The sequence below is a fragment of the Thalassobacillus cyri genome, from assembly GCF_900107755.1.
Lineage (GTDB): Bacteria > Bacillota > Bacilli > Bacillales > Halobacillaceae > Thalassobacillus > Thalassobacillus cyri.
This window is the reverse complement of record NZ_FNQR01000001.1, coordinates 24,306-47,475: the sequence shown is the minus strand read 5'-3', so window position 1 is coordinate 47,475 and position 23,170 is coordinate 24,306. Positions and strand designations below refer to the sequence as shown.

Genomic DNA, 23,170 nt, shown 5'->3' with positions numbered 1-23,170 from the left:
GAATTATTGACAAGGAGATTGTCCAATTTTTAATGTCGAAAGCAGCATAAGAATGATACCAATTGGAAATAACCAGCACTCGCTGCGCGTCTGGACAAACTGAAGGTATTCGAGCCAGGTAAAGCCCGCTGGAAGCAGATTCATATAAGAAATCAAGGATATTCCACCACTAACAGTGAAACCGAACCCTACTAAAAACACGAACCAATAAAAAATATCCATCCCTCCAGCCTGTCCATTTTTTGTTAAATATATGAGACAAACGCTCTTAACATGACATGAAAACGATATCATCCGTAAAAACTATTTACTATCTATGCTATAAACGGTAAATTAATAGATAGTGGTTTTTTTAAATGAGGTGATACTTTGGTGACCACTCGAAAAGAATACAAACAGAAAAACCGAAAGAAGAAAAGGAAAAGGAAAGTTTTCATTGCTGTGGCTCTGATTTTCTTATTAATAGGAATCGGAATTAGCAGCTATGAATATATGGCAGGTAAACGGGACGCTATGGGCGAGTCTGAAGGAGAGCTTGAAAATAGTGAATTCAAAGATGAATTCCAGGGCGTGGATAATAAAGATGGTAAAACAACTGTGCTGATGCTTGGTGTCGATAAACGCAGCAATAAAGAAACGATGCGTACAGATACCATTATGATTGCACAATATGACCCTGAAGAAAATGAAGCAAAACTGGCATCCTTGATGCGGGATACCTACGTGGATATCCCAGGATATGGCTACAATAAGCTGAATGCCGCGTTTGCCTTTGGTGGGCCGGAGCTGCTTAGACAAACGATCAAAAAGAACTTTGGCATTGAAACAGAATATTATTCGATCGTCGATTTTGACGGATTCAAACAGATCGTCGATACCGTAGCACCAGAAGGTATCAAAGTGGATGTAGAGAAAAAAATGTACTATAAAGATAACGCAGGCACCATCAACTTAGAACCAGGCACCCAAAAGCTTAACGGGGAAGAATTATTAGGCTATGCCCGCTACCGTGGGGACGCTTTCAGTGACTTTGGCCGTGTAAAACGGCAGCAGGAAGTCATCCAATTAATGAAGGATGAACTCGTCTCTGCCAAAGGACTGCTAAAGGTGCCTAGATTGATCGGTACGCTGCAGCCCTACATTGATACCAACATCGATTCTGGCAAGATGGTCGGACTCGGGAAAGATTTCATCTTTAATGCTCCTGACAATATTGACACGTTACGTGTTCCCGTGGAAGGTTCCTACTGGGATGAAAGATACAGTCATGCCGGAGCAGTGCTTGCCCATGATGAAAAAAAGAACCGTGAAGCCTTACAAGAGTTTTTCCAACTCGAAGATAAAACAACAGAATAAAATAAAAATGGTGCGATCCCTAAAGGAATCGCACCATTTTTTTATGCACGTATCATTCGTATTTTTTGAAGACGAGGCTGGCATTATGCCCGCCGAATCCAAGCGAGTTACTCATGACAGCATCCACTTGCTGTTTACGAGCTTCATTCGGTACATAATCCAGATCACAATCCGGGTCTGGTGTTTCATAATTGATGGTTGGAGGCAAAATACCATCCTCGATCGCTTTCAAGGAAATGATCGCTTCAATCGCCCCGGCTGCACCAAGCAGATGGCCAGTCATCGATTTGGTGGAAGACATGGCTATTTTACGGGCATGCTCTCCAAATACCTGCTTAGCGGCCATCGTTTCGAATTTGTCATTCAATTCAGTTGATGTACCATGCGCATTGATATAAGAAATTGTTTCCGGACTCATGCCAGCATCTTCAAGTGCCTGCTTCATCGCACGGACGGCACCTTCTCCTTCTGGTGCTGGTGCCGTAATGTGATGGGCATCTCCAGTAGAACCATACCCTACGATTTCTCCGTAAATATGGGCACCTCGTTTTTGTGCAGATTCCAAGGTTTCCATAACCAGGATTCCAGCACCTTCACCCATGACGAAACCATCGCGGTTTTTATCGAACGGACGGCTCGCTGTCTTCGGATCTTCATTAAAGGATAATGCTTTTGCAGAGGAGAAGCCGGCAAACGACATCTTATTCATTGGTGATTCTGTGCCCCCAGTGATCATGATATCAGCATCCCCCCGTTGGATGACTTTAAACGCATCCCCGATCGAGTTTGCTCCAGAAGCACATGCTGTCACGGTACAAGAGTTCATCGCTTTTGCTCCCAGTGTGATCGATACTTGCCCAGCTGCCATATCTGGAATCATCATTGGAATGAAAAACGGGCTAACCCTCCGGTATCCTTTTTTCTGGAACTTTTCGAACTGTTCTTCATAAGTTCCCATACCGCCGATACCTGAGCCAATCCAGACCCCCGTACGATAAGCATTCTCTTCTGTGATTTCAAGGTTGGCGTCTTTGACCGCCATCAAGGAAGCTGCTACCGCGTATTGGGTGAACGGATCCATCTTGCGCGCTTCTTTTTTTTCGATGAAATCAGTCGGGTCGAAATCCTTTACTTCCGCTGCCACTTTGGCAGGGTAATCATCTTTATTAATCTTTGTCATCGTATCTATTCCGGAACGGCCGGAAGTGATACTTTCCCACATATCTTTGACATTGTTTCCTACAGGGGAAATCGCTCCAAGCCCTGTAATGACAACACGTTTATTATCCATACCTGCTTCCTCCTTCTACTTGCCCCAGCGCAGGGCGACTGCTCCCCAAGTCAATCCGCCGCCGAACCCGACAAGGACGACCAGGTCATCTTCTTTTATTTTACCTTCTTGTACTGCTTCAGACAATGCGATCGGGATGGAAGCTGCTGAATTGTTTCCATATTTATTCACTTTGATCGCCATTTTTTCTTCCGATATACCAAGGCGCTCCCGGGCTGCTTCCATAATGCGGATGTTTGCCTGGTGTGGGATAAGATAGTCCACATCCTCTTTATTGAATCCGGCTTTCTCTACCACATTGACTGATGCTTCCGGCATACGGCGCACTGCGAATTTGAACACTTCCCGTCCATTCATGAACAGGTGATCTTCTTCGTCCTGGTATAGATGCTCGCCGCCGGCGCCATCCGCTCCCAATTCATAAGAAAGGATTCCTTTTCCTTCACTGACAGGACCGACGACAGCCGCTCCGGCACCGTCACCGAATAAGACAGCCGTATTCCGATCATCCCAATCGACGATTTTCGATAGCTTTTCTACACCTACGACTAAAATATTTTTATTATCACCAGATTCGATGAATTGCTTAGCTGTCGCTAAGCCGTACATGAAACCAGTACAAGCTGCACTGACATCCATCGCGGCAGCTCCCTTTGCACCAAGGCGTTCCTGAATCATACAGGAAACCGATGGGAAAGGTGTATCCGGTGTCACGGTAGCAACAAGGATCATATCCAGGTCTTCCGCCCTGACTCCGGCATTTTCAAGTGCACGCTCGGAAGCACGGAATGCCATATCAGATGAATCCATATCATCGTCCGCAATCCGGCGTTCTTCTATCCCGGTTCTAGACTTGATCCATTCATCGCTCGTATCAACCATTTTCTCTAAATCTTTATTCGTGAGGACTTTTTCCGGTACAAAGTGGCCAGTACCTAAAATTCCAGCTTTCATATATCCATCCCCTTATGGTAGTGTCTAATACTAATTATTATGACTTGGTCCTAATTTTAATGTATAAGCTTCATTTTAGCAAGTATTCAAAAGTCCCGCGCCCACAAGCGTCGGCCCTGCTTACATAGGATAATGCAGGAGGTGTTAGCTATGCCAGATAACGAAAAGAGACAGGATCCTTTTGATGCTTTCATGTTTGGTAACCATAACCGGGACCGGAATCGTGATACAAGCGTTGCTGAAAAACAAGAGGAAAAATCATCCTTTGATTGGATGGAATTTATGAAAAGCATGTCCGATACCTACCACGCCTTCAACCCCTATATCAAAAACCTATCGAAAGCAATCGATAAGTTCAAAAGCGGAAGCGACCAGTAAGCAGACTATAAAGCACCTCCGCCAACGGAGGTGTTATTTTTAATAAGAAGAAACCTGCTTTCCGTTTTTCAAAAATGTCTCTTATTTGCAGGTTATTTCTCCCCCTCTCCCCAGATACACATATAGAAAGAGCTTGTCTCTCTTCATGCTAATTTCGTTTGTCTTACGCTGATATGCAAAAAAACCGTTGCTTTTATGCTTAAGCAACGGCTTTTCTATATTTATCTCTCTGTCGGGAGCTCTCCTGTTTCAATATAATTATTTACCATGTTGTTGACCTGATCCTTTACCTCTTCAGGAACATTAGGACTGAACTTCCCCATTGAAATGGCACCATCCTGGAAATCAAAGGTTAATACTTCTCCTGGAAGCTTTCCTTCCATTAAGCGTTCCATCGCTATCACATATAATTTCTCCACGTGCTGGACTGTACTGGTCAAAACGGTTCCTTCCCCGAGAGATGACTGGTCGGATACATACCCGATGGCATAATGGCCATCATTTTGAATCTGCTGGATCATCGGCGGATTGAAACCATCTCCGGCAGGATAGAAGACATCGGCTCCCTGCTGGGCCATGCGGTCATATAACCGCATGGCCTGTTCTGTATCATCCCAGCTCCCTACGAAGGAAAAGTTCACCTTCGCCTCCGGGTTGATATATTTGACCCCTTCGTAAAATCCTTCCACTTCCGGCTGCCATTCATGGGCGGCAATCAATCCGATTTGATTAGAATTCGTCATACTGCCGGCTACTACTCCTCCGAAAAAACCCATGGCATCCGCGCTGAAATTTAGGCTCGTGACATTTTCAGCAGAATAGCCGCCGTTAAAATAAACGAACTGGACTTCCGGATAATCCTCATGTATCTTTTTGAAATATTCTCCATAAATACTGCTATGGCCGAAGATGACATTGACTCCTTTATCAACCAGCTCATCTACTGCCTGGTTTACATCAGATTGGTTTTTGATGCCTTCCTTAAAATACACATCGACACCAAATTCTTCTTTTACTTCCAACAATCCTTTATAACCTTTCTGTCCCCATGCCTGGTCATGGATCGTTGTTTCCACCAGCATCCCGACAGATCTAATTTCTCCTTCACTGAAACCGACATTGCAACCAGTCAATATCATCATTGCCAGCATGACTATTACGATAATTTTTTTCACTATAAGCACTCCTACAGCTTCACTTATCACATTGTTATTCTTATTTTAACTATATTTACTATTATAAGTAAATGAATTAGTAGGAATATTAACCTAATATTCATAAATCCGGCGGTATTGTCGGTAATGTTCCTGTAACTGTTCTTTCAATTCTTCGTTATTTTTTGTGGACGGTGACTGGAGAGAAAGTAAATCACTTGCTGAGAAGCTCGTTCCTTTTTCCGAAAAGTTCTTAAAGAAATATACAATAAAGTCTTCTATATAGAGGGAATCCTCCCTATCTACCAGATCGGAAAATAATAATGGTTCTGTCTTACTGATATAAATTGTCTGTTCATCCCGCGGCATCCATTCTCCGTACAGTGGCGGAAGCTCAACACCGTTGCCTTTCCTATTCATGAAACCTTCCACACTTTCATAAACAAACAATTCACCAAAACGGCTTCTTCCATCTGCAGGACTGCCAACACTGATAACTGCTTCAATCGTCTCGTTATGACAATGCCGCTCCATTTCTTCTATAGAATGAAAATGTTGAAAACGGCTGTTTCGACCGATAAAAAAGTACAGGTTCTCCTGCTTTGTACCTTCAAGCGGATCAATTCCAATCACTTCGTACCCTTCTGTCAGCAAATGCTGCGTTAGATGAAATCCTATCCAATGGAAGCATGCATCGATGATATAAACCATGTTCGCGTCCCCCTTCGCTATTCCATATTTATTCATAAGAAGGGGGGTGTTATTCAATTATTCATCGACTAAAGCGATTTCATATTTATTTTTCTTACGGGGTTTGATAAACTAATGAGAGAATGTTAAATGAGGTGAACAGATATGCGTTTCTTTTGGACTATCTTTTGGGCTTTCTTATTAAGCTTTATGATTACGTATGTTATCAGCAATATGCAAAGCTCCGATTTCAGTTTCGTACAAGTTGTTGTTTTAACCGTACTATTCTCTGGAGCTGCGGTTGTTCTTGGTGATGGATTGATCAAGGACGAGGCTTAGATCCTATAAAAACAAATACAAAAAAAAGGCTGTCTCCAATGGTGTGAAGTTGACCATTTATGGAGACAGCCTTTTGTATTCATGATATATTAAGGTTTGCGTTTATACGTCCAAATGCGGTCCTGGTTTTTTGTTTCAGGAAAGCGGTCGCCAGCCTTCAAATGGATTTGCTGCGGCTCTGTGACCATGCTTCCTGTTTCGCCGATTTCTACATATACCCCGTTATTCGGGGCATGATCGCCTGCTCGAAATTGGTGTCTTTGACCCATTGTGCACACTCCTTTTTATTCTATATAGTTTTATCATGTGCATCCGCCTGTCTTTCATACGTGAAGAGTCATTCTCCCCGTGTACAAACATAGGCTAATAATGAATTGTATCTCTGTTGAAGGTTGTTAATTTTTTTAGAGGGCGTAAAATCGTAGACTCGATTCCAAAGCTTTCATGTGTAAAAGGGGGCTTCGGAAAGCGAGTGGTTTCCCAGACCCCCTCCACCATATTCAAATGTAACGAAACCAATGTTCAGCAAGTAAATCTCAAAAAATATCGCGGTTTACCCAGGAGGTTATAGATATGGAAGCAACTACGGAGTTTTGGTTATTAATAAAATACATATTTTTAGGGCTGTTCCAAGGGGTCACAGAGCCCATTCCAATTTCATCAAGCGGCCACTTGTCCCTATTACAGTCTGTTTTCGGTATGAACTTGGAAGGGCTTCAGCTGGAAGTGCTGCTCAATTTCGGCTCACTGATCGCTGTATTGATGGTTTACCGGAAAGATATCATCCGTTTGGCGCAAAATGGGATTAGCTATGCCGTCCATAAAGATGAAAAAAATAAATCGGAATTCATGTTTATTGTCTACTTGATCATCGGAACCATCCCTGCCGGCGTCCTTGGACTGCTCTTCGAGGATTGGATCGGTGAAACCTTCAAAGCGCCTCAATTGGTCGGGGTTACGTTGATCATCACGGGGATAGCGTTATGGATCATCCGTAATATCCGCGGAACAAGAGGGGAAGGCGGACTTAACTGGAAAGATGCTTTAATTGTCGGTCTTGCCCAGTCCGTAGCATTGATTCCAGGAATCAGCCGCTCGGGTGCTACCATAGTGGCAGCAATGCTGCTCGGCATGAAGCAGGAAACCGCCCTGCGCTTTTCTTTCTTATTATATGTACCGATCAGTCTTGGTACGATGGTTATGTCTATTGGGGATTTACTCGAGGAAAACATTTCACAGATGTGGGTACTTTGGACGCTCGCAGTCATCGCATCGATCATCGCAACTTATTTTGCCTTGTTATGGTTCATGAATATCATGGCAAAAGGGAATTTAAAATATTTCACCTTTTATTGCTTCGTCGTTGGGGCGATAGCTATCATGATTTTATAATGGTGTGATAAAGGTCACAACGTCACAAAAGAAAACCCTATAAGCTAAAAGAGGATGGTGGAAACCATCCTCTTTCTTTCTATCATATCTTGACGTAGGTTAGGATATGATTTTAAATGAGTAATAACAACTTGCTAAATATAACCAGCATTCCAGACATGAATAGATAAAGGTGGGATTGTGCATATGGTAAAGCAATTGAGCAAACATTCCATATCTGAAAACTTGAAAGAATTGCTTTCGTCCGTGGATCATGTACAAAAAATCGAAAAGAACCGGTTCTTATTCCAGGAAGGCGAAGATGCCGATCAGATGTTCATCATCCAATCTGGAAGAATCCAAATCAGTAAAATTTCTCCCGATGGCAGGGAACTCTCCCTCCGTATCTGCCAAAAAGGCGATATCATCGGGGAACTTACGCTGTTTACTGATGACGCGACTTACCTCTTGAACGCGAAAGTGATGGAGGATGCCGAAGTTGCCGTTATAAAAAAAGATTACTTAGAGCGGGAATTACTGACCAATACAGAACTCGCTTTTGAATTCATGAAGTGGATGAGCGAGCATTTCCGTAAGACACAAACGAAGTTCCGCGACCTTGTTTTGCATGGCAAAAAAGGTGCCTTGTATTCTACGTTGATCCGTCTCACCAACAGCTACGGCGTTAAACGACCCGATGATATTCTTATTGATATCGTATTGACGAATCAGGAACTAGCCAATTTCTGCGGAACCTCAAGAGAAAGCGTCAATCGGATGCTCAGTGATTTGAAACGAAAAGAAGTCCTTGAGATGGAAAAAAACAAAATCGTAGTCAAGGACCTCCAGTATTTAAAAGATGAAATCAATTGTGAAAATTGTCCGATTGTCTTATGCAGCATTGATTAAAAGAAACCGACGGATAAAATTACTAAGAAAAACAAGGAATTTCCGATTTCCAGGATGCCGATCTGCATCGGCTTCAATTGCCTTCCGTATAAATAGATGGCTCTGGCAAGACTTGGAATGAAAGCAAGCGTTACCATCCATGCTCCTGTAGCAAGGAACAATCCGACCACAATCACATGATAGCCCCACGATATCCAGCGGAATGCTGGATTTTTCTTTTCCCTGATCATGGTTTTAACGAAAAAAGCACTCCCATAGAAAAACAAAATCGCCAATACGAACACCGACCATGCAAGCTCGTCGATATACCCTCCTCCCAAATAATAAGAAGCAATACCACTGATACCAAAAGCGGTGATTGCTGCGAAATCATTCAAAAGCGAGCGGTCTTTGTTTCTTTTTCCAAACCATAAATTGATGATAAAAAAGGGCACCATCATGAATGCAATCAACAATAAGAAAGGTTCGACAATTAAAACTGGTAAAGCAAAAATAACTGCGACGATAAAATATCTGAAAAACCAGTTCATGTGAAACCGGATCTTCTTTTTTTTCACGGCCAAAATCAATGGATAAGTCGCTAAATATAAAGCCACCCATCCAATCAGCAAGGGCAGCTGCAGCCAGTCGAACCCACCCGCTACCATTCCTAAAAGAAACGGCACTGTCAACATCGCCCAAGCCCCGTGCTGTTTAGGGAGAAATAATTTCATACCCGTCACCTCGTTTAAATGGTATAAACTTCATCCGTCATCAGACCGTGCCGGCTTTCTTTTTCCCGCGTAGTGCTTTCGGAATATAGACGCAATACGGTTCACTTTCCATGTAATCCCCTGTCATCGCATAAGCACGTGACCTTGAACCGCCGCATACATGCCGGAATTCACATACCCCGCATTTTCCTTTATAAGCATCCGTATTACGAAGATTTTTGAATACTTCAGACTCCCGATAAATCGTTGCGAGTGGTGTTTCTTTCACATTCCCCGCCTTGATTGGAAGCAGCCCGCTTGGATAGACATCACCGATATGGGAAATGAAAACAAACCCATTGCCATCATTCACCCCTTTTGGTGCCCGGCCTAGACCATCAATCTGTCCTGTCGTCCCATTCATCAACGCATCCTGATAGTTAATTTCCTTATTGGCTGTCGTTTGACTGCTTTCCCTCATCTTGTTCTGAATGACAACTCTCCGGTAATGCTGTGCTGCTGTCGTTTTAATATCGAATGGAACACGCTTAGACAGTTCATATAACCACTTGAATGTTTTTTCGTGCTCCACCGGCGTGATCATATCTTTTTCTTGTCCGCGTCCAGTCGGTACCAAGAAAAACACACTCCACAATACACAGTCCAATTCCTCGATCAACGCGGCCATTTCATCCAGGTGGTCGTAGTTATAACGGGAGATGACGGTATTGATCTGGATTGGCATTTGAAGTTCATGAAGATATTTTATTGCATTCATCGTCAGATTAAACGATCCTGAGGTCCCCCGGAAGTGATCATGAACTGCGGCATTCGGTCCATCCAGGCTGAATGCCCAGCGCGATAACCCTACTTCCTTGGCTTTTTCCATCGCTTCTTTTGTAACATTCGGTGTAGCAGAAGGCGTCATGGAAACACGGACTCCCTTTTTGACTGCGTATTCGGCAATATCGAAAACATCCGGACGCATCAATGGGTCTCCTCCTGTGAAGACCAGCATCGGATTTTCCATTTCATATATGTCATCAATCAGCTTTTTACCATCTTCAAACGATAGCTCACGAGGATCTCGCATATACTGAGCTTCTGCCCGGCAATGGAGACATTTCAATTCACACGCTCTTGTAAGTTCCCAAATCACAATAAAAGGATTTTCATTATAGTCACGGTTGAACATGACGTTCCCTCCTTCGTGCCACCCTAACTTTGGTTAACACTATTTTCATGGTTCAATTGTAGCGAAGAATGTGACCTTTAGTTGTGATTTACATCACAAGACATGGACACTTCCCTTCTTTATTCAAAAAGTTTTCATAAAATATGCAGATAATTGAGTAAGGAAAGAACTTCGCATGAAAAAGCTGCGGCATGAAAGATTCATGCCGCAGTCTCTCCCCTATTATTTTTTAGAAATAGCTACACGCCACTGTTCTGGACCTTCTTCGAGATATTCCCATTCGAACTGGTTTTCCCGCTCCGCCATGAACTGGTACCGCAATGGGCGGGGATCGTGGTCATTGGTCAACTCCATCACTTGACCACTATCCAGTTCATCAAATGTTTCCAGTATCCTTGGGTGACGTATCTTTGGTTCAATCTCCGGCGCATAAATCTTAGCAGCGAATTCTTGACTTTTCATAAAAATCTCCTCCACATCATTGATTATTAATCTTCTTCTACCTCGTCGATTGGTAGCGGCTCTCCTTCTTTATGTGTAGCGGGACGGAGATGGAACATGGATCTCACTGCGAAGACCGCTAAAATCACAACACCGATAATGAAAATCACGTCTGGGATTGCACGGATTGTCAATAGCTCCTGAATGATATCCTGCTGAAGGAATGACGAATCCCTGGACGCCCAGTAACCACTTTCGAATGCTTCCTTCAATTGCAGGAATCCGACTGGTAATAAGGAAATCAGAATCATTCCTGCAAGCCCGATGTTCAATGTCCAACAAGAGATTTTCAGCCACTTGTCATTCCATTTATCTGGCCGGACGATATTCCTTAAGGAATACAGCAATACGGCAATCGCGAACATTCCGTAAACTCCCATCATCGCTCCGTGACCATGAGCTGGTGTCAAGAACTGTCCATGCTCGAAGTAGCTGACGGCTGGCAGGTTGATAAGGAATCCTAACACACCAGCTCCGACCAGGTTCCAAATCGCTGTGGAAATAAGGAACCAGAACGTGGCTTTGTAAGGGAAATCGACTCCCCCGTCACGCATCATTTTGTATTGGTCATAGGCTTCCAATACCAGCAATGTCAATGGAATAACTTCCAGGGCACTGAAGACAGATCCAAGTGCGATCCAGGCTTCAGCTGAACCATTATAGTAATAGTGGTGACCGATACCGATAACGCCACTTCCGAGCAGAATAATCAGCTGGAAGTATAGCGCTTTGACGGTAGAACTCTTGGTAACCAGTTTCATCCGTACTAACAAGAAACCGATGACGACGACCGCGAATACTTCAAAAATACCTTCTACCCAAAGATGGATGATCCACCAGCGCCAGTAGTCAGACATCGTGAAGTTGGCACCTGGGTTGATAAAGAATGCAAAGATATAAAAAGCTGGAACCGCAATCGATGCGTAGAATAATAAGTGGACAAGCCCGCCTTTATCCCGTTCTTTTTTCAAACCATTTCGAATGCCCCGGTAGACGATAAACAGCCAGATCAGCATTCCGACAACGAGAATCACTTGCCAGATCCGCCCGAGCTCTAAGTATTCCCAGCCCTGGTGGCCAAGCAGGAACCATAGGTTGCCAAGATAGCCGTTGACTCCGAGCCATTGGCCGATCATTGAGCCACCGACTAAGACTACTAATGCCCAGAATAAAATATCGACGAGTAAACCTTGACGTTTCGGCTCATGGCCACCGACAATTGGTGCGACAAAGATTCCCATCCCCAGCCATGCGGTTGCTATCCAGAAGATTGCAAGCTGCAAATGGTAGCCTTTGGCGATGCCAAATGGTAATAGTTCAAAGATCCAATCCATTCCGAAGAACGAATCCGGTTCGACGTAATAATGGGCCATCAGGGCACCGAACATGACCTGCACCAGGAACAGTAAGGCTACAACCAGGAAGTACTTGGCTGACTTCACCTGGGAGGATGTCAGACTCTGCTTGGCAAGGTTGAAGGTCGGATAGTTATCCTTGGTGTAAGCCTCCTGCATGCCAAGATGATAACGATAGAATACGAACAAAATCAGACCGACGAATAAGATCAAGACAGTGACACTGGCACCACTCCACCAGACCGCCGAGAAAGCCATCGTATTCCCGGCATCCTCAAAATAAGGCCAGTTGTTTGTATAAGTGATATCATCATCTGGCCGCTCTGTACTGGAAAGCCATGCGGTCCAGAAGAAGAAATGGGAAATCTGCGTAATCTGGTCGCTGTCTGCAACGTATAAACGCTCCCCTTCCCCCGGTACGTGTGATTCCTGGATCAAGCCGGCTTTTAACCCCCAGCCATCTCCATTTTTAAATACATCTTCGTAATAAGCTTCGACCCGCTCCAGTCCAAATACCTGAGCATCGGTCAGCGGCAGTTCACTGGTTTCTTCATTAAACCGGTTGACCCGCATTTCTGTTATGACTTTTTCTTTGATCACCGTCTGCTGCTCTTGATTCAAGTCCGCATAGGCTTGATCGTGTTCTTTCATGGCGTAAAAGTCTTGCATACCGACGGTGTAGACCTTGAGTGCTTCCGCCGTATAGTCAGGACCCATATAGGATCCGTGTCCTAAGACCGTCCCGTAATCCATCAATCCATATTTTTGGAACACAGCCTGACCGCCGATGATGGAATCCTGCGTCATGACGACTTCTCCGTCTGAGCTGGTCGCTTCCATCGGACGAGGGGCCATATTTTCGAATATCCAAAATCCCCCAACGATTAAAACTGTGAAGCTTGCTAATAAAGTAACGATTAAAATAGATTTAAGTAATCCGTTTTTCGTGGTAGGTTTGGCTTCTTTCTGCTGCCATTCCTCCAGTTTGCGAACACCCATCACGTTCACATCCTTTCGTTTGTATGCCTTCATGTTACTCCTGTAATTTTCATCCGGGTGTGAGAAGAAGCAACAGACACCTATGATTTTCATCACAGCCAACGTATAAAGATAGTTATAAATTGTTCAAAAAGTAGTATCAAAAATACCTGTTTTTGATGCTACAATATATAGTAGAAATTGGATAAGAAAGGATGTTTAATGTGAAATTCCATTCTACACAACAATTGTTACAGAATGTTCCTATATTCAAAGATTTGACAGATATAGAAATGGAACCAGTCCTTGAACTGGCTAAATCCCGCCGATACAGAGCCGGCACCCATGTTTTCATGCAAGGGGATCCCTTGCAGAATGTATATTTCATCAATAAAGGAAGAGTGAAAATCTATAAAACAGACTTTCACGGTAAAGAACAGATCGTCAACGTACTTCAGCCTGGCGACATGTTTCCCCACCAGGGTTTCTTTCGGAAAGATGAATGCCCGGCTCATGCGGAAATATTAGATGAAGCAATGCTCGTTCATATTCCGATTCCTTCCTTTGAACAGACATTGATTAATCATCCCGAGATTTCCGTAAAGCTCTTCAAGGTACTCGGAGATAAAATCGTCGACCTGCATAACCGGCTGGAAGAACAGATTCTTCATAACACCTATGAGCAGATCATCATGCTATTGATCCGGCTGGGCAAGTTGTACGGTAAGGAAGAAAAAGATGGCTGGGTAAAGCTCCATTCCCATTTCACCAACCGGGAACTTGCCAACATGATCGGATCGAGCCGGGAAACCGTCAGCCGGACACTGACACAGCTGAAGAAAAACAATCTCGTCTACACCGATTTTGACGGCTATTTCAAATTACACCCGGAAGCATTGGAGGAAGAACTCTTCTAACCCTGTGACGATCATCACTTCCTGTTTAATTGAAAATGATTATCATAGGGGTATAAATCAATGATGGGGTGATAAATATGTCAGAACAAGCTGCTATCGTAGAGTTGGACGTCAGGGAAGATTTGAAACTGAAAAATGACCCGTTCCATAAAATCATGGATACCATAAAAAGTTTGAAGGATGGTGAAGCACTCCTGCTGCACGCACCGTTCAAACCGATCCCCTTACTAAAGGTGTTGGATAAAAAGGGATTTGATCATCATTTAGAGCAAGTGGAGCCAAAACACTGGCAAGTCACTTTTTATAAACGGGATGGTGGATTGCAATGATACTTGATAACCGTGGGTTAGAACCGCCACAGCCGATGATGCGGACCCTGACGGCACTTGAGGAATTGACCGATAAGGAAGCACTTGTCATCATCAATGACCGCCGCCCGATGTTTTTATTCGCTGAACTTGACGAACTTGGCCATCTTTATGAAACGGTTCAACAAGAAGATGGGAGCTTCCGGATAACAATTACGAAATCTGGTGATTAACATGATACCGCAGATGCAGACCAAAACAGAAACCAATATCAAACTGCCGCTCGCCTTCATCCTTTTTGGCCTGGTATCCTTTATCGCTGCCCAGTCGCTTTTATGGATGAACACTGCTGCTTTGAGCAACGGGATATTCCGAATGCCTGACTTATGGATGGCCGCCCACTTCCTCTTACTGGGATGGGCGGTGATGGTCGTCATGGGTGCCATGTACCAGCTCGTTCCTGTCGCTTTTTTGACACCGATTTGGAATGAAAGATTCGGCTTCATTCAATTTTTTATAACAGCTGTCGGGGTTGCTGGTTTATCAATAGCGCTGTCCCTGAAACCTGACGCCGCGATCATTGCAGGGAGCCTGACAGTCCTCGGTATTTTAATGTTCTTGTTTCAAATCGGTATGACTTTACTTAAGCAGGAAAAAGCAAATATCATGAGCTGGTTTGTCGGTGGAGCACTAGTATTCTTCTTACTGACGATTCTGGCCGGACTTTTTTTGACCTGGAACCTGGCGTTCGGAACGCTCGTCTATTATGACTCTTTGTTCAAATCTCATTTGATTTTCGGCCTTACTGGCTGGTTTACGCTTTTAATTTTTGGCTTTTCCTATAAAATGGTGCCCATGTTCAGCCTCTCTCATGGCTTTTCAATGCGATGGGCAAAGCCTGCTTTTATCAGTTATGTTTCTGGCCTTATACTGCTGATACTTGGTGTGTGGTCTTCTGCCGGCTGGCTGCTGACATTCGGATGGGGCTTCCTATGGATCGGTTTTACCGGCTATGCCGTCGACATGGAGGAAATAGTCACAAAGCGAATCAAAAAAAAGCTCGATCAGCCGTTTGTTTTCTCGTTAGTCTCCATTTGCTTCGGGTGGGTGATCCATACATCCGCCCTGGTTATGAGTATGTTCCACGTCAAGGATGTTACCATCTGGAGCTGGATGATCTATCTTTACATCATGATGTGGATCATTTTCAGCATCATGGGTTATCTTTACAAAATAGTTCCATTTTTATGGTGGACCCATAAGTATTCCGGCAGTGTCGGTAAAAAAGATGTACCGACATTGAAGGAAATGATCCAGGAAAAATGGGGTACCATTCTTTTCGCGGCCATGACTGCCGGAGTGCTAATACTGGCGGTCACCGCCATGCTGGAAATGCCAGTATCAGTTTTTACAGCTCAGGGACTTTTAACGATTGTTTCGCTGTTATACGCAGGCTCAATCTTCCGTGTTTTAACTAGATAACCAAGGAGTGATTTATCATGGATTTGACTAAACAAGTCGAAGAAGCACTATATCAAGTGATTGACCCGGAACTTGGCATCAATATCGTTGACCTGGGGCTTGTCTATAAAATAGATGTGAACGAAACAAACGATGTTCATGTGCAAATGACGTTGACCACTCCCGGCTGCCCACTCCATGACAGTATCGTCAGCGGCGCAGAAGCAATGATCTATGGGGTAGATGAAGTCAATGATGTCCATGTCGAGCTGGTCTGGCATCCTGCCTGGTCGCCGGAAAAAATGAGCAGCCGCGCCAAAGAAATGTTGATGTAGTGAAAATGCTCAGCTCCCTCACTTGGGCGCTGAGCATTTTTGTACGTGGAATGTCTCTCTTAAGACTATATCTGTCTCTCTTTTTTCGCTACTCTCCCTTATTAGCGGGATTGTCTCTCATCGGGGATAAACCCCCCCATATATAAGCCCTTTTGGCTCATACACAAAAGAAATGTCTCACTTCCAGTCATCTAATCAGCCACCGCTGACCGGGGGGATAAAGGCAATCGTATCTCCTTCTTTCACGACAAAGTCACCATTGGCGTACTCTTCGTTGACCGCTGCCATCGATGTATCGATTTCCTCCATCTGGTAGCTTTCTTTCAGCATGGATTTTATTTCTGCGATGCTTTTATTTACGGCATTAAGCTCTACTTCAGCCTGGCCTGCCTTTTCCTGAAGTCCGGCAAATAATAGAATTTTATTCATATCAAATCCTCCTCATCTGGTTGTCCTTGCGGGTAAGCTTTCTGTTCCTTTTGATCACCAATCCACTCTTCCCCATTTTCCCAGTGTTCCTTTTTCCATATAGGAACGATTTCTTTAATACGCTCGATGGCATAACGGCTTGCATCATAGGAATCGGCCCGGTGTGGCGTGGATACAGCAATGACAACCGCTATATCGGTAATATCCAAATGTCCGATCCGGTGGGCAATCGCCGTGTCGGCGTCTGGCCATTTTTCGTTAATTTCATCACCGATTTGGGCAAGCTTTTTTTCAGCCATCGGTACATAAGATTGATATTCCAAATAAAGCGTCCGATTTCCTTTCGTGAACTCACGAACCGTACCAATAAACGTGTTAATGGCCCCTGCTTCTCTTCTGGTTACGAGATCAACTACTTCCTGTATATTCAATGGTTGCTCAGAAATCCAAAATTTTTCGCTCATAACTTACACCTCTTTACACAAATATATCAATTCCGCTAAATGGTCATCAATATGCTCTAACTCAAACACCGGAATATCTTCGGATGGATTCTCCAGTTGAGCGTTCCATCGGATGATCGCTTTAATATTGGAGACGGTTGTAATCAATTCGAGGTCCGCTTCTTTCCGAATCATGACAATTTTGGGATGTACTTCTTGTTTGTACCCTTCCACCACCAGTAATCCTGGAGAAAAGCTTTCATAAATTTTAATCAGCTGATCGAGGGAAACGTCGATATCCTCACCGAACTCCAGTTGCAAGGATCCGCCGCCTTCTACTCCCGTTATAAAAGCACCCGACTCTTTATGTGTATAACTGTCTGTACCCGCGTGGATCGGTGTCAAACTATCCTGGTGGCCATGGTGCTTCAGCGAAGCAGTTTTAATATTATGATCCGAAGCGTAGCGAATCAGACGGTTCACCATCGTTGTTTTCCCGCTGTTTTTATACCCGATCACTTGAATGATCGGAAAAGAACTGGCTTTCGGCATATGCGCTCCCCCTTTATTCTCTATGTACAGTTTAAAACTATTGTTTAAAAAATGCTGTGACAATTACAGTAACTCTCCCAGATAACCAAAAGGCTCTGCCGTTGCCGGCAGAGCCTCTCACTCTTTGAAATCAATCTGGAATTCCTAACGCGATTTTCGCATAGCGACTCATCTTGTCCTTTGTCCAAGGCGGATTCCATACAATGTTCACGACCACTTCGTCTACTTCCGGAATGTCAGCAAGCGCACGTTTCACATCTTGCTCAATGACACCTGCTAACGGACAACCCATTGCAGTCAAGGTCATTGTCACCGTGCATGTGTTGTTTTCGTCCACATCTACACCATAAACAAGTCCCAAGTTTACGATATCTATCCCAAGTTCAGGGTCAATGACGTTTTCAAGTGCGCCCATAAGATTTTCTTCCAATGCTTTATCTTCCACGAATCGTTCCCCCTTCCTGAATGTTCATTCTTATTATAAACAAAATTCTTCAGTGATTAAAATGATTCCTATCACTTAATAGGTATTAAATTGATTATCCATCCAATCGACCATTTCCAGAATTGCGAATCGAGTCACTTTATGATCTTTTCCGATTTCCCGCAGGAACCGGATATTTTCCGGATTTTTATAATGATGGATCGCTTCATTGTAAAAGTCATAGGAATGCTCGAATGGTACGACAGGATCTGCATCTCCATGCCAGAAGAAGATAGGGCGGCCATGGAGCTTTTCCACCTGGCGGGACAGGTCGATTTCAGACAAAGCTTTCATCAATGCGTCCATTTGCTCTTCAGTTATCGGCATTTCCACACCCATATTACGGACATCAGCAATCATCTTTTGCGCAAATTCTACTGGTTTAGGGGAGCCCATCATGACTGCAGCGCCATCTATCCATGGGTATTGCGTAAGAGCCGCGGATGTGGTGACGCCTCCCATACTGGTTCCGGCCACAATAAACCGCTGTCCTTTTGTCCAGCCCTTATCGTCAATTGCTGTCTTAATTTTTTTAAGCTCTTCTAAATTGGCCAGGACAATGTCCCAGAACTTGAACTGCAGTTCTTCCTGGGTCTGCTCCACTGCCCTTTCTCCGTGATCCATGCTGTCCGGCAGCAGTACCCGGAAGCCTTTACGTGCTAAAAGATAAGCCTGTGCCAAGTTATGTTCTTTAGCTGAGGTGAACCCATGAAAATATGTAACGACAGGGAGCGGCTGATCATATTTTTCTGCTTCTACGATTACTAATACAGGGATTCCTTCGATAAATTTGCGATTGACCGTTACCATAATTGCTATTTCCCTTCTTTGCAAAAACTTTACTTGCCGTTTAGTTCATCCTAATATTGACATAATATAATCAAATCGTAACATGGGTATACAGATAATTAAAGCAGAATCACTTTGCAAATAGCTGTAAAACCGCTAAACTATAGAGCAACGAGGTGAAAAATATGAGCAGACAACAGCATTTGATCGCATTGGATTTAGATGGCACATTATTGACAGATGAAAAAACTATTAGCGAACGCACAAAACAAACGGTATTGAAAGCGAAAGAGGAAGGCCACATAGTCGTCATCGCTACCGGCCGTCCTCACCGGGCAAGCATTGATTATTACCATGAACTCGGACTCGATACTCCGATGGTCAATTTCAACGGGGCCCTGATTCATCACCCGACAGACCATAAATGGGATGCGCTCCATTCTCCACTTCCGATCCGGACAGCAAAAAGCATCATTCATGACTGCTACGAGATGGAAGTAAAAAACTTGTTAGCCGAAATTAAAGATGATGTCTTCCTGGATCAGCACGACGAGGAAGTTATGGAACTTTTTCATGCAACCGGGGATACTAACCCAGTGACTGTAGGAAACTTGAAACATCAACTGAAAGAAGATCCTACTTCGTTACTTATTTATCCCCACGAACATCAAATTCAATCCCTAAGGCAAGGTTTGGAAGACAATCATGCCGAACTCATCGAGCACCGCAAATGGGGAGCACCTTATCACGTCATTGAAATTGTCCGTAAAGGCTTGAATAAAGCCGTCGGATTAGATAAAATTTCCCGTTATTATCATATCCCCAAAGACCGTATCATCGCATTCGGAGATGAAGATAATGATCTGGAAATGATCGAATACGCAGGTGTAGGCGTCGCAATGAAAAACGGTATTGATGAATTGAAAGGGATTGCTAAGCATATCACGCACTCGAATATGGATAATGGCATTGGAAGCTTCCTTGAGGAGTATCTGAAATTGAATACAAAAGCCATTTAACCCATATTTTGATAACGAATAAGAAGACTCTCCTGAGTCATAATAAGCTTGAGCGTTTTGATAAAAACGTTCAGGCTTTTTAATTCGGGAGGGTCTTGTTATGGCTAAGAACAACAAATCCAAACGTTTTGTACAACAGGGTTCAGACGCAGTCAAAAAGCATGATGAACGGTTCCCCTACCGGGAGCGCTTTTCAGACGTCGAACGGAAACGTGAAGAAGCTGACCGTCACACTGTAGGAGGTTTTTAGGATGGACAACCAACGAAACAATAATAACAATAACGCTATGCAAAATGCCATGGATGCTGTCAATCAAGGCAATAACAATCTTATGCAGAGTGCGAGAAATGCCGTCAATCGTATCACCAACGCAGCTCGCGGACAGTCCAATGAACAGGAAAAACAAGCGGCTCAACAGGCCATTCAGTCCGCTTATGCCACTAGCACTCCTGAAGAAAAGCAGCAGCTACAGCAGCTTGAACAGCAATTAAAGCGCCATAACGAGCTGTAAATTATCACCCGCAAAAAGAGACTGGTTCAGATTAATCTGAACCAGTCTTTGTCTTTGTTCCATTTATTACTCCAATGATTTCAATGCGTCTTCAATTTGCGTATCGCCTTCTACCATTTCGAAGGTTTTACGATAGGCATTCGGTTCCTCAAGCGCTGCAATCATTGTCTTTGCAACATCTGCACGGGATACAGAGCCGCGATCCACCGATTTACCTACCTTGATTTTACTAGTACTTGCCTCGTGAGTCAGCGCTCCTGGACGTACAATGGTATAATTAAGCTCCGTCTTGCGAAGATAATCATCTGCTTCGCCTTTCATTTCTAAATAGTATTTCAATTGCTCCGGGCCTTCTTCCGGATTATCTGCTTTCATGGCGCTCAACATGATAAATTTAGGGGCTCTTCCCAGTTTTTCTGTCTCTTTAATCAAATTGATGGCACCGTCCCTGTCGACATCCTTTGTTTTTTCTGGCGGTGTCTTGGAACCGGACCCAGCTGCAAATATGACTGCATCCATGCCTTTCACCGCATGACCGACGTCGCTTTCTAAGTCGGCAAGTACCGGAATACCTCCTAAGCCTTCCATGGCCTCTTTCTGCTCTTCTTTTCGCACCATAGCATAGGCTTCATGACCTGCAGCATCCAGGTTTTGTACTAACAATCGACCTGTATGACCGTTTGCTCCAGCAACTAATACTTTCATTATATCCGCTCCTTAACAACAAGAATATATGCATAATTCTTGTAACCTGAACCGGCCTGATTCAAACCTGTATTTAACTCATGCGATAAGTGAGCTTCATCACCACTGCGTATAACCCATGCCCTGCGGACCAGATTGCAATGGCTGCGATATCATCGATGGCCGGTGTCTCCTTGATAGCTAAAGCGGTCAGTGGAAAGTATGTCAGACCTGCCAGTGTCGCGAGAGTTAACGCTAGCGACCATTGATGGATTGGGGCGTCACTTACTGAATAGTGCAATAAAAAGACATAAATCACGCCTATTCCCCAGGAAATAATCATATGGAAGAACCACTCCATATAAACAGGCCAATCGATCTGTCCTATCCAGGGAATAAAATCTACATTCATTAATAGCGTATATACTTTGATTCCGGTTGCCGCTTCAGCGGCCCAAAGAACTATTGCCAGCGCCATGCCGGCAATAGTACCCACCAATAAACCAGTCTGGTACATGTACCCTCTTCCTTTCCTGCTCACCTCAATATGTAAATCATTTTACCATCGAAATAATACTGTAAACCTGCGGAAAAAGTAATCTTTTGTGAATCCGTGAATTTTTGATAGAATGAAAACAGATGTATGGAGGAGGTTTTAAAAAAATGAGTGTAAAAGTAGAAGCAACACCAAACCCGAATGCAATGAAATTCACTACGGATTCCATGATTTTCAGCGGTGACGGCAGTGTATCAGTCATGGCAGGACAGACTAGTGAACATGAAATATTGAACGATTTGATGACAGTGGAAGGCGTGGATAACGTTTTCGGTTTCCAGAATTTCATCACCGTCAACAAAAAATTCGATGCTGAGTGGGACAGCCTGACACCGAAGATTGAAGAAGTATTCGAAAAGCACAACTATTAAAACCATACTGCGATTCAATATCGTTAAGTAAAACCAAGGTAAGTATTTTAACTTAATTGACGGCAAAAAAAATCGAGGATAAAATCGTTAAGGTTTTATCCTCGATTTTTTGTTGATGCGTCACTTAGATGAGTATTAAAGGAAGCACACAAAAAAAGCTTAGAGCCTTATATCTCTATGCTTTTTTGTGTTACACTCTTTTAAGCTGTTTAACCTGACAATTATCCCTGAAACTGTTCTAAAGGAATATAATTCACGTTGGTCGGGTTGCCGGTTTTCGGATCGATTTCGAACATGGTTAACGTCAAGGAGCCAAACTGCGGGAGCTCCTCTTGACTAATTTCTATTTCAAGTTTGAACGATGACCAGGAAGGAGCACCTTCATCCACTTGATGGGTGGTGTTTTCAATCAGCATATTATGTCCATCCTCTACATTATATACGAACGAACCTTCAAATACTTTTGCTTCCCCTGTAACAACATAGGAACCTTTTTCTCCAGAAACCTCAATATTACGGAAAGCTTCTCCTTCCGCAACTGAATCGCCAGAGTTACCTTCCTGCTCTTCTGTGGTTTGCTTCCCTTCCACGGTAAATGCTTTAGTCACTTTGAATGGCTTCGCCTCCAGCGATTGCTCGTTGATCGAGTTTACTTCAATGGAGATCGCCGCATCGTATTCTCCTGGCTTGATGTCTGCGGACCATACTTCTTCAAAGCTGATACTCTCTCCTGGTTCAATGGTTTTTGTTTCTAACGCCTGCGTGAACATTTGTCCTTCTGAGTATCGGTATACTTCCTCTCCCTCCTCATTTTTTACAACGATTTCATATTTTTGGCCGGATGAAAAACCAAGATCATATGCTTTGTCCCCTTGATTCTCCATAGAGAAACTGAATGTTACCTTGTCACTTTCAGGCGTAATCGTAGCATCTACAGCCAACTGACTAACCGCCTCCTGGACAGTATTTTGACCTTCGTTGCTGCTTGTCTCTTCCTCTTTCATTACGTCTTCTGCCCCTTCATCTCCAGAGTCCCCTTGACTTTCCTTTGCTCCGCAGGCTGCGACAAGTAGCATTACCATCAGCCCAATAAGAAGCATCCATCCCCTTTTCATTGTCCGTCACTTCCTTCTTTTTAGGTGGGTTC

32 protein-coding genes are annotated in these 23,170 nt (G+C 43.7%); 14 read left to right on the top strand and 18 right to left on the bottom strand.

Features of this window, described 5'->3' with window-relative positions:
- Nucleotides 1-3: 3 nt before the first annotated feature.
- The gene (locus tag BLV00_RS00245; protein ID WP_342721959.1) at nt 4-222 is read right to left on the bottom strand and encodes a YuzI family membrane protein; all 219 of its coding nucleotides are present in this window, start codon (nt 220-222) and stop codon (nt 4-6) included.
- 150 nt (nt 223-372) lie between these two features.
- Here BLV00_RS00245 and BLV00_RS00240 point away from each other — a divergent pair, with 150 nt between their 5' ends.
- Nucleotides 373-1,356, top strand: coding sequence for an LCP family protein (locus BLV00_RS00240; RefSeq protein WP_093041908.1), 984 nt, complete (start codon nt 373-375; stop codon nt 1,354-1,356).
- A 52-nt stretch (nt 1,357-1,408) separates the two neighbouring features.
- Here the strand turns inward: BLV00_RS00240 and fabF are convergent, their stop codons facing one another.
- Together fabF and BLV00_RS00230 are read right to left on the bottom strand one after the other, a co-directional pair.
- Nucleotides 1,409-2,647 carry a beta-ketoacyl-ACP synthase II gene (gene fabF, locus BLV00_RS00235; protein WP_093040956.1) on the bottom strand — a complete coding sequence of 413 codons (1,239 nt, stop codon included), beginning with the start codon at nt 2,645-2,647 and terminating at the stop codon, nt 1,409-1,411.
- 15 nt (nt 2,648-2,662) lie between these two features.
- Entirely contained in the window at nt 2,663-3,601 is a 939-nt protein-coding gene (locus tag BLV00_RS00230) for a beta-ketoacyl-ACP synthase III (RefSeq protein ID WP_093040954.1), read from the bottom strand.
- Nucleotides 3,602-3,751: 150 nt separating this feature from the next.
- On the opposite strand from BLV00_RS00230, the gene BLV00_RS00225 reads away from it, so the two are divergent.
- Entirely contained in the window at nt 3,752-3,979 is a 228-nt protein-coding gene (locus BLV00_RS00225; protein ID WP_093040952.1) for a hypothetical protein, read from the top strand.
- A 221-nt stretch (nt 3,980-4,200) separates the two neighbouring features.
- Here the strand turns inward: BLV00_RS00225 and BLV00_RS00220 are convergent, their stop codons facing one another.
- On the bottom strand, nt 4,201-5,154 hold the full coding sequence (locus BLV00_RS00220) for a BMP family ABC transporter substrate-binding protein (RefSeq protein ID WP_245728675.1): 954 nt from the start codon (nt 5,152-5,154) through the stop codon (nt 4,201-4,203).
- 93 nt (nt 5,155-5,247) lie between these two features.
- Nucleotides 5,248-5,844 carry an NAD-dependent epimerase/dehydratase family protein gene (locus BLV00_RS00215; protein WP_093040950.1) on the bottom strand — a complete coding sequence of 199 codons (597 nt, stop codon included), beginning with the start codon at nt 5,842-5,844 and terminating at the stop codon, nt 5,248-5,250.
- A gap of 144 nt (nt 5,845-5,988) precedes the next feature.
- On the opposite strand from BLV00_RS00215, the gene BLV00_RS00210 reads away from it, so the two are divergent.
- Entirely contained in the window at nt 5,989-6,162 is a 174-nt protein-coding gene (locus BLV00_RS00210; RefSeq protein ID WP_093040948.1) for a YjzD family protein, read from the top strand.
- 89 nt (nt 6,163-6,251) lie between these two features.
- Here BLV00_RS00210 and BLV00_RS00205 read toward each other — a convergent pair whose 3' ends face one another.
- Nucleotides 6,252-6,431 carry a YjzC family protein gene (locus BLV00_RS00205; RefSeq protein ID WP_028782041.1) on the bottom strand — a complete coding sequence of 60 codons (180 nt, stop codon included), beginning with the start codon at nt 6,429-6,431 and terminating at the stop codon, nt 6,252-6,254.
- A gap of 304 nt (nt 6,432-6,735) precedes the next feature.
- Between BLV00_RS00205 and BLV00_RS00200 the strand changes: the two genes are divergently transcribed.
- Nucleotides 6,736-7,554, top strand: a complete 819-nt coding sequence (locus tag BLV00_RS00200; RefSeq protein ID WP_093040947.1) for an undecaprenyl-diphosphate phosphatase — start codon at nt 6,736-6,738, stop codon at nt 7,552-7,554.
- A gap of 186 nt (nt 7,555-7,740) precedes the next feature.
- Entirely contained in the window at nt 7,741-8,442 is a 702-nt protein-coding gene (locus BLV00_RS00195) for a Crp/Fnr family transcriptional regulator (RefSeq protein WP_093040945.1), read from the top strand.
- Here BLV00_RS00195 and BLV00_RS00190 read toward each other — a convergent pair.
- The 4 genes from BLV00_RS00190 to BLV00_RS00175 form a co-directional block, all read right to left on the bottom strand.
- The gene (locus BLV00_RS00190) at nt 8,439-9,155 is read right to left on the bottom strand and encodes a YwiC-like family protein (RefSeq protein ID WP_093040943.1); all 717 of its coding nucleotides are present in this window, start codon (nt 9,153-9,155) and stop codon (nt 8,439-8,441) included. The two genes, BLV00_RS00195 and BLV00_RS00190, sit on opposite strands and share 4 nt — an antisense overlap.
- Nucleotides 9,156-9,195: 40 nt before the next feature.
- On the bottom strand, nt 9,196-10,329 hold the full coding sequence (locus tag BLV00_RS00185) for a TIGR04053 family radical SAM/SPASM domain-containing protein (RefSeq protein ID WP_093040941.1): 1,134 nt from the start codon (nt 10,327-10,329) through the stop codon (nt 9,196-9,198).
- A 222-nt stretch (nt 10,330-10,551) separates the two neighbouring features.
- Entirely contained in the window at nt 10,552-10,791 is a 240-nt protein-coding gene (locus BLV00_RS00180; RefSeq protein WP_093040940.1) for a DUF2249 domain-containing protein, read from the bottom strand.
- Nucleotides 10,792-10,817: 26 nt separating this feature from the next.
- Nucleotides 10,818-13,184 (bottom strand): nitric-oxide reductase large subunit, encoded by a 2,367-nt coding sequence (locus tag BLV00_RS00175; RefSeq protein WP_093040938.1) that lies wholly within the window; start codon nt 13,182-13,184, stop codon nt 10,818-10,820.
- A gap of 203 nt (nt 13,185-13,387) precedes the next feature.
- Between BLV00_RS00175 and BLV00_RS00170 the strand changes: the two genes are divergently transcribed.
- From BLV00_RS00170 to BLV00_RS00150, 5 genes are all read left to right on the top strand, one after another.
- Nucleotides 13,388-14,080: a Crp/Fnr family transcriptional regulator gene (locus BLV00_RS00170; RefSeq protein WP_425441618.1), complete on the top strand. Its 693-nt coding sequence runs from the start codon at nt 13,388-13,390 to the stop codon at nt 14,078-14,080.
- 77 nt (nt 14,081-14,157) lie between these two features.
- Nucleotides 14,158-14,409 carry a DUF2249 domain-containing protein gene (locus tag BLV00_RS00165; protein WP_093040935.1) on the top strand — a complete coding sequence of 84 codons (252 nt, stop codon included), beginning with the start codon at nt 14,158-14,160 and terminating at the stop codon, nt 14,407-14,409.
- On the top strand, nt 14,406-14,621 hold the full coding sequence (locus BLV00_RS00160; RefSeq protein WP_093040934.1) for a DUF2249 domain-containing protein: 216 nt from the start codon (nt 14,406-14,408) through the stop codon (nt 14,619-14,621). The genes BLV00_RS00165 and BLV00_RS00160 overlap by 4 nt, the downstream gene beginning before the upstream one ends.
- Nucleotide 14,622: 1 nt before the next feature.
- Nucleotides 14,623-15,870 carry a hypothetical protein gene (locus BLV00_RS00155; RefSeq protein WP_093040932.1) on the top strand — a complete coding sequence of 416 codons (1,248 nt, stop codon included), beginning with the start codon at nt 14,623-14,625 and terminating at the stop codon, nt 15,868-15,870.
- Nucleotides 15,871-15,887: 17 nt separating this feature from the next.
- Nucleotides 15,888-16,184, top strand: a complete 297-nt coding sequence (locus tag BLV00_RS00150; protein ID WP_093040931.1) for a metal-sulfur cluster assembly factor — start codon at nt 15,888-15,890, stop codon at nt 16,182-16,184.
- 195 nt (nt 16,185-16,379) lie between these two features.
- Here BLV00_RS00150 and moaD read toward each other — a convergent pair whose 3' ends face one another.
- The 5 genes from moaD to BLV00_RS00125 form a co-directional block, all read right to left on the bottom strand.
- Nucleotides 16,380-16,613 (bottom strand): molybdopterin converting factor subunit 1, encoded by a 234-nt coding sequence (gene moaD / locus BLV00_RS00145; RefSeq protein WP_093040929.1) that lies wholly within the window; start codon nt 16,611-16,613, stop codon nt 16,380-16,382.
- Nucleotides 16,610-17,077, bottom strand: coding sequence for a molybdenum cofactor biosynthesis protein MoaE (locus BLV00_RS00140; protein WP_093040927.1), 468 nt, complete (start codon nt 17,075-17,077; stop codon nt 16,610-16,612). Before BLV00_RS00140 ends, moaD begins: the two co-directional genes overlap by 4 nt.
- Before the next feature lie 3 nt (nt 17,078-17,080).
- Nucleotides 17,081-17,608, bottom strand: coding sequence for a molybdopterin-guanine dinucleotide biosynthesis protein B (gene mobB, locus BLV00_RS00135; RefSeq protein WP_093040926.1), 528 nt, complete (start codon nt 17,606-17,608; stop codon nt 17,081-17,083).
- 130 nt (nt 17,609-17,738) lie between these two features.
- Entirely contained in the window at nt 17,739-18,023 is a 285-nt protein-coding gene (locus tag BLV00_RS00130) for a metal-sulfur cluster assembly factor (RefSeq protein WP_093041902.1), read from the bottom strand.
- Nucleotides 18,024-18,128: 105 nt separating this feature from the next.
- Nucleotides 18,129-18,902, bottom strand: a complete 774-nt coding sequence (locus BLV00_RS00125; RefSeq protein WP_093040924.1) for a serine aminopeptidase domain-containing protein — start codon at nt 18,900-18,902, stop codon at nt 18,129-18,131.
- Nucleotides 18,903-19,066: 164 nt separating this feature from the next.
- On the opposite strand from BLV00_RS00125, the gene BLV00_RS00120 reads away from it, so the two are divergent.
- The 3 genes from BLV00_RS00120 to BLV00_RS00115 all read left to right on the top strand — a co-directional run bounded on the left by BLV00_RS00120 (nt 19,067) and on the right by BLV00_RS00115 (nt 20,412).
- A complete protein-coding gene (locus BLV00_RS00120; RefSeq protein WP_093040920.1) occupies nt 19,067-19,900 on the top strand; it encodes a Cof-type HAD-IIB family hydrolase in 834 nt (277 codons plus the stop codon).
- Between the two features lie 100 nt (nt 19,901-20,000).
- Nucleotides 20,001-20,150 (top strand): hypothetical protein, encoded by a 150-nt coding sequence (locus tag BLV00_RS21780; RefSeq protein WP_166761337.1) that lies wholly within the window; start codon nt 20,001-20,003, stop codon nt 20,148-20,150.
- A gap of 1 nt (nt 20,151) precedes the next feature.
- The gene (locus BLV00_RS00115) at nt 20,152-20,412 is read left to right on the top strand and encodes a DUF3813 family protein (protein ID WP_342721958.1); all 261 of its coding nucleotides are present in this window, start codon (nt 20,152-20,154) and stop codon (nt 20,410-20,412) included.
- Between the two features lie 66 nt (nt 20,413-20,478).
- Here BLV00_RS00115 and BLV00_RS00110 read toward each other — a convergent pair whose 3' ends face one another.
- On the bottom strand, nt 20,479-21,117 hold the full coding sequence (locus BLV00_RS00110) for an SDR family oxidoreductase (RefSeq protein ID WP_093040917.1): 639 nt from the start codon (nt 21,115-21,117) through the stop codon (nt 20,479-20,481).
- Nucleotides 21,118-21,190: 73 nt separating this feature from the next.
- Entirely contained in the window at nt 21,191-21,613 is a 423-nt protein-coding gene (locus BLV00_RS00105) for a hypothetical protein (RefSeq protein ID WP_093040915.1), read from the bottom strand.
- A 146-nt stretch (nt 21,614-21,759) separates the two neighbouring features.
- On the opposite strand from BLV00_RS00105, the gene BLV00_RS00100 reads away from it, so the two are divergent.
- On the top strand, nt 21,760-22,023 hold the full coding sequence (locus tag BLV00_RS00100) for a NifU N-terminal domain-containing protein (RefSeq protein WP_093040913.1): 264 nt from the start codon (nt 21,760-21,762) through the stop codon (nt 22,021-22,023).
- A gap of 221 nt (nt 22,024-22,244) precedes the next feature.
- Here the strand turns inward: BLV00_RS00100 and BLV00_RS00095 are convergent, their stop codons facing one another.
- Complete coding sequence (locus BLV00_RS00095; RefSeq protein ID WP_093040911.1) at nt 22,245-23,138, bottom strand: BsuPI-related putative proteinase inhibitor; 894 nt, start codon at nt 23,136-23,138, stop codon at nt 22,245-22,247.
- Nucleotides 23,139-23,170: the final 32 nt, after the last annotated feature.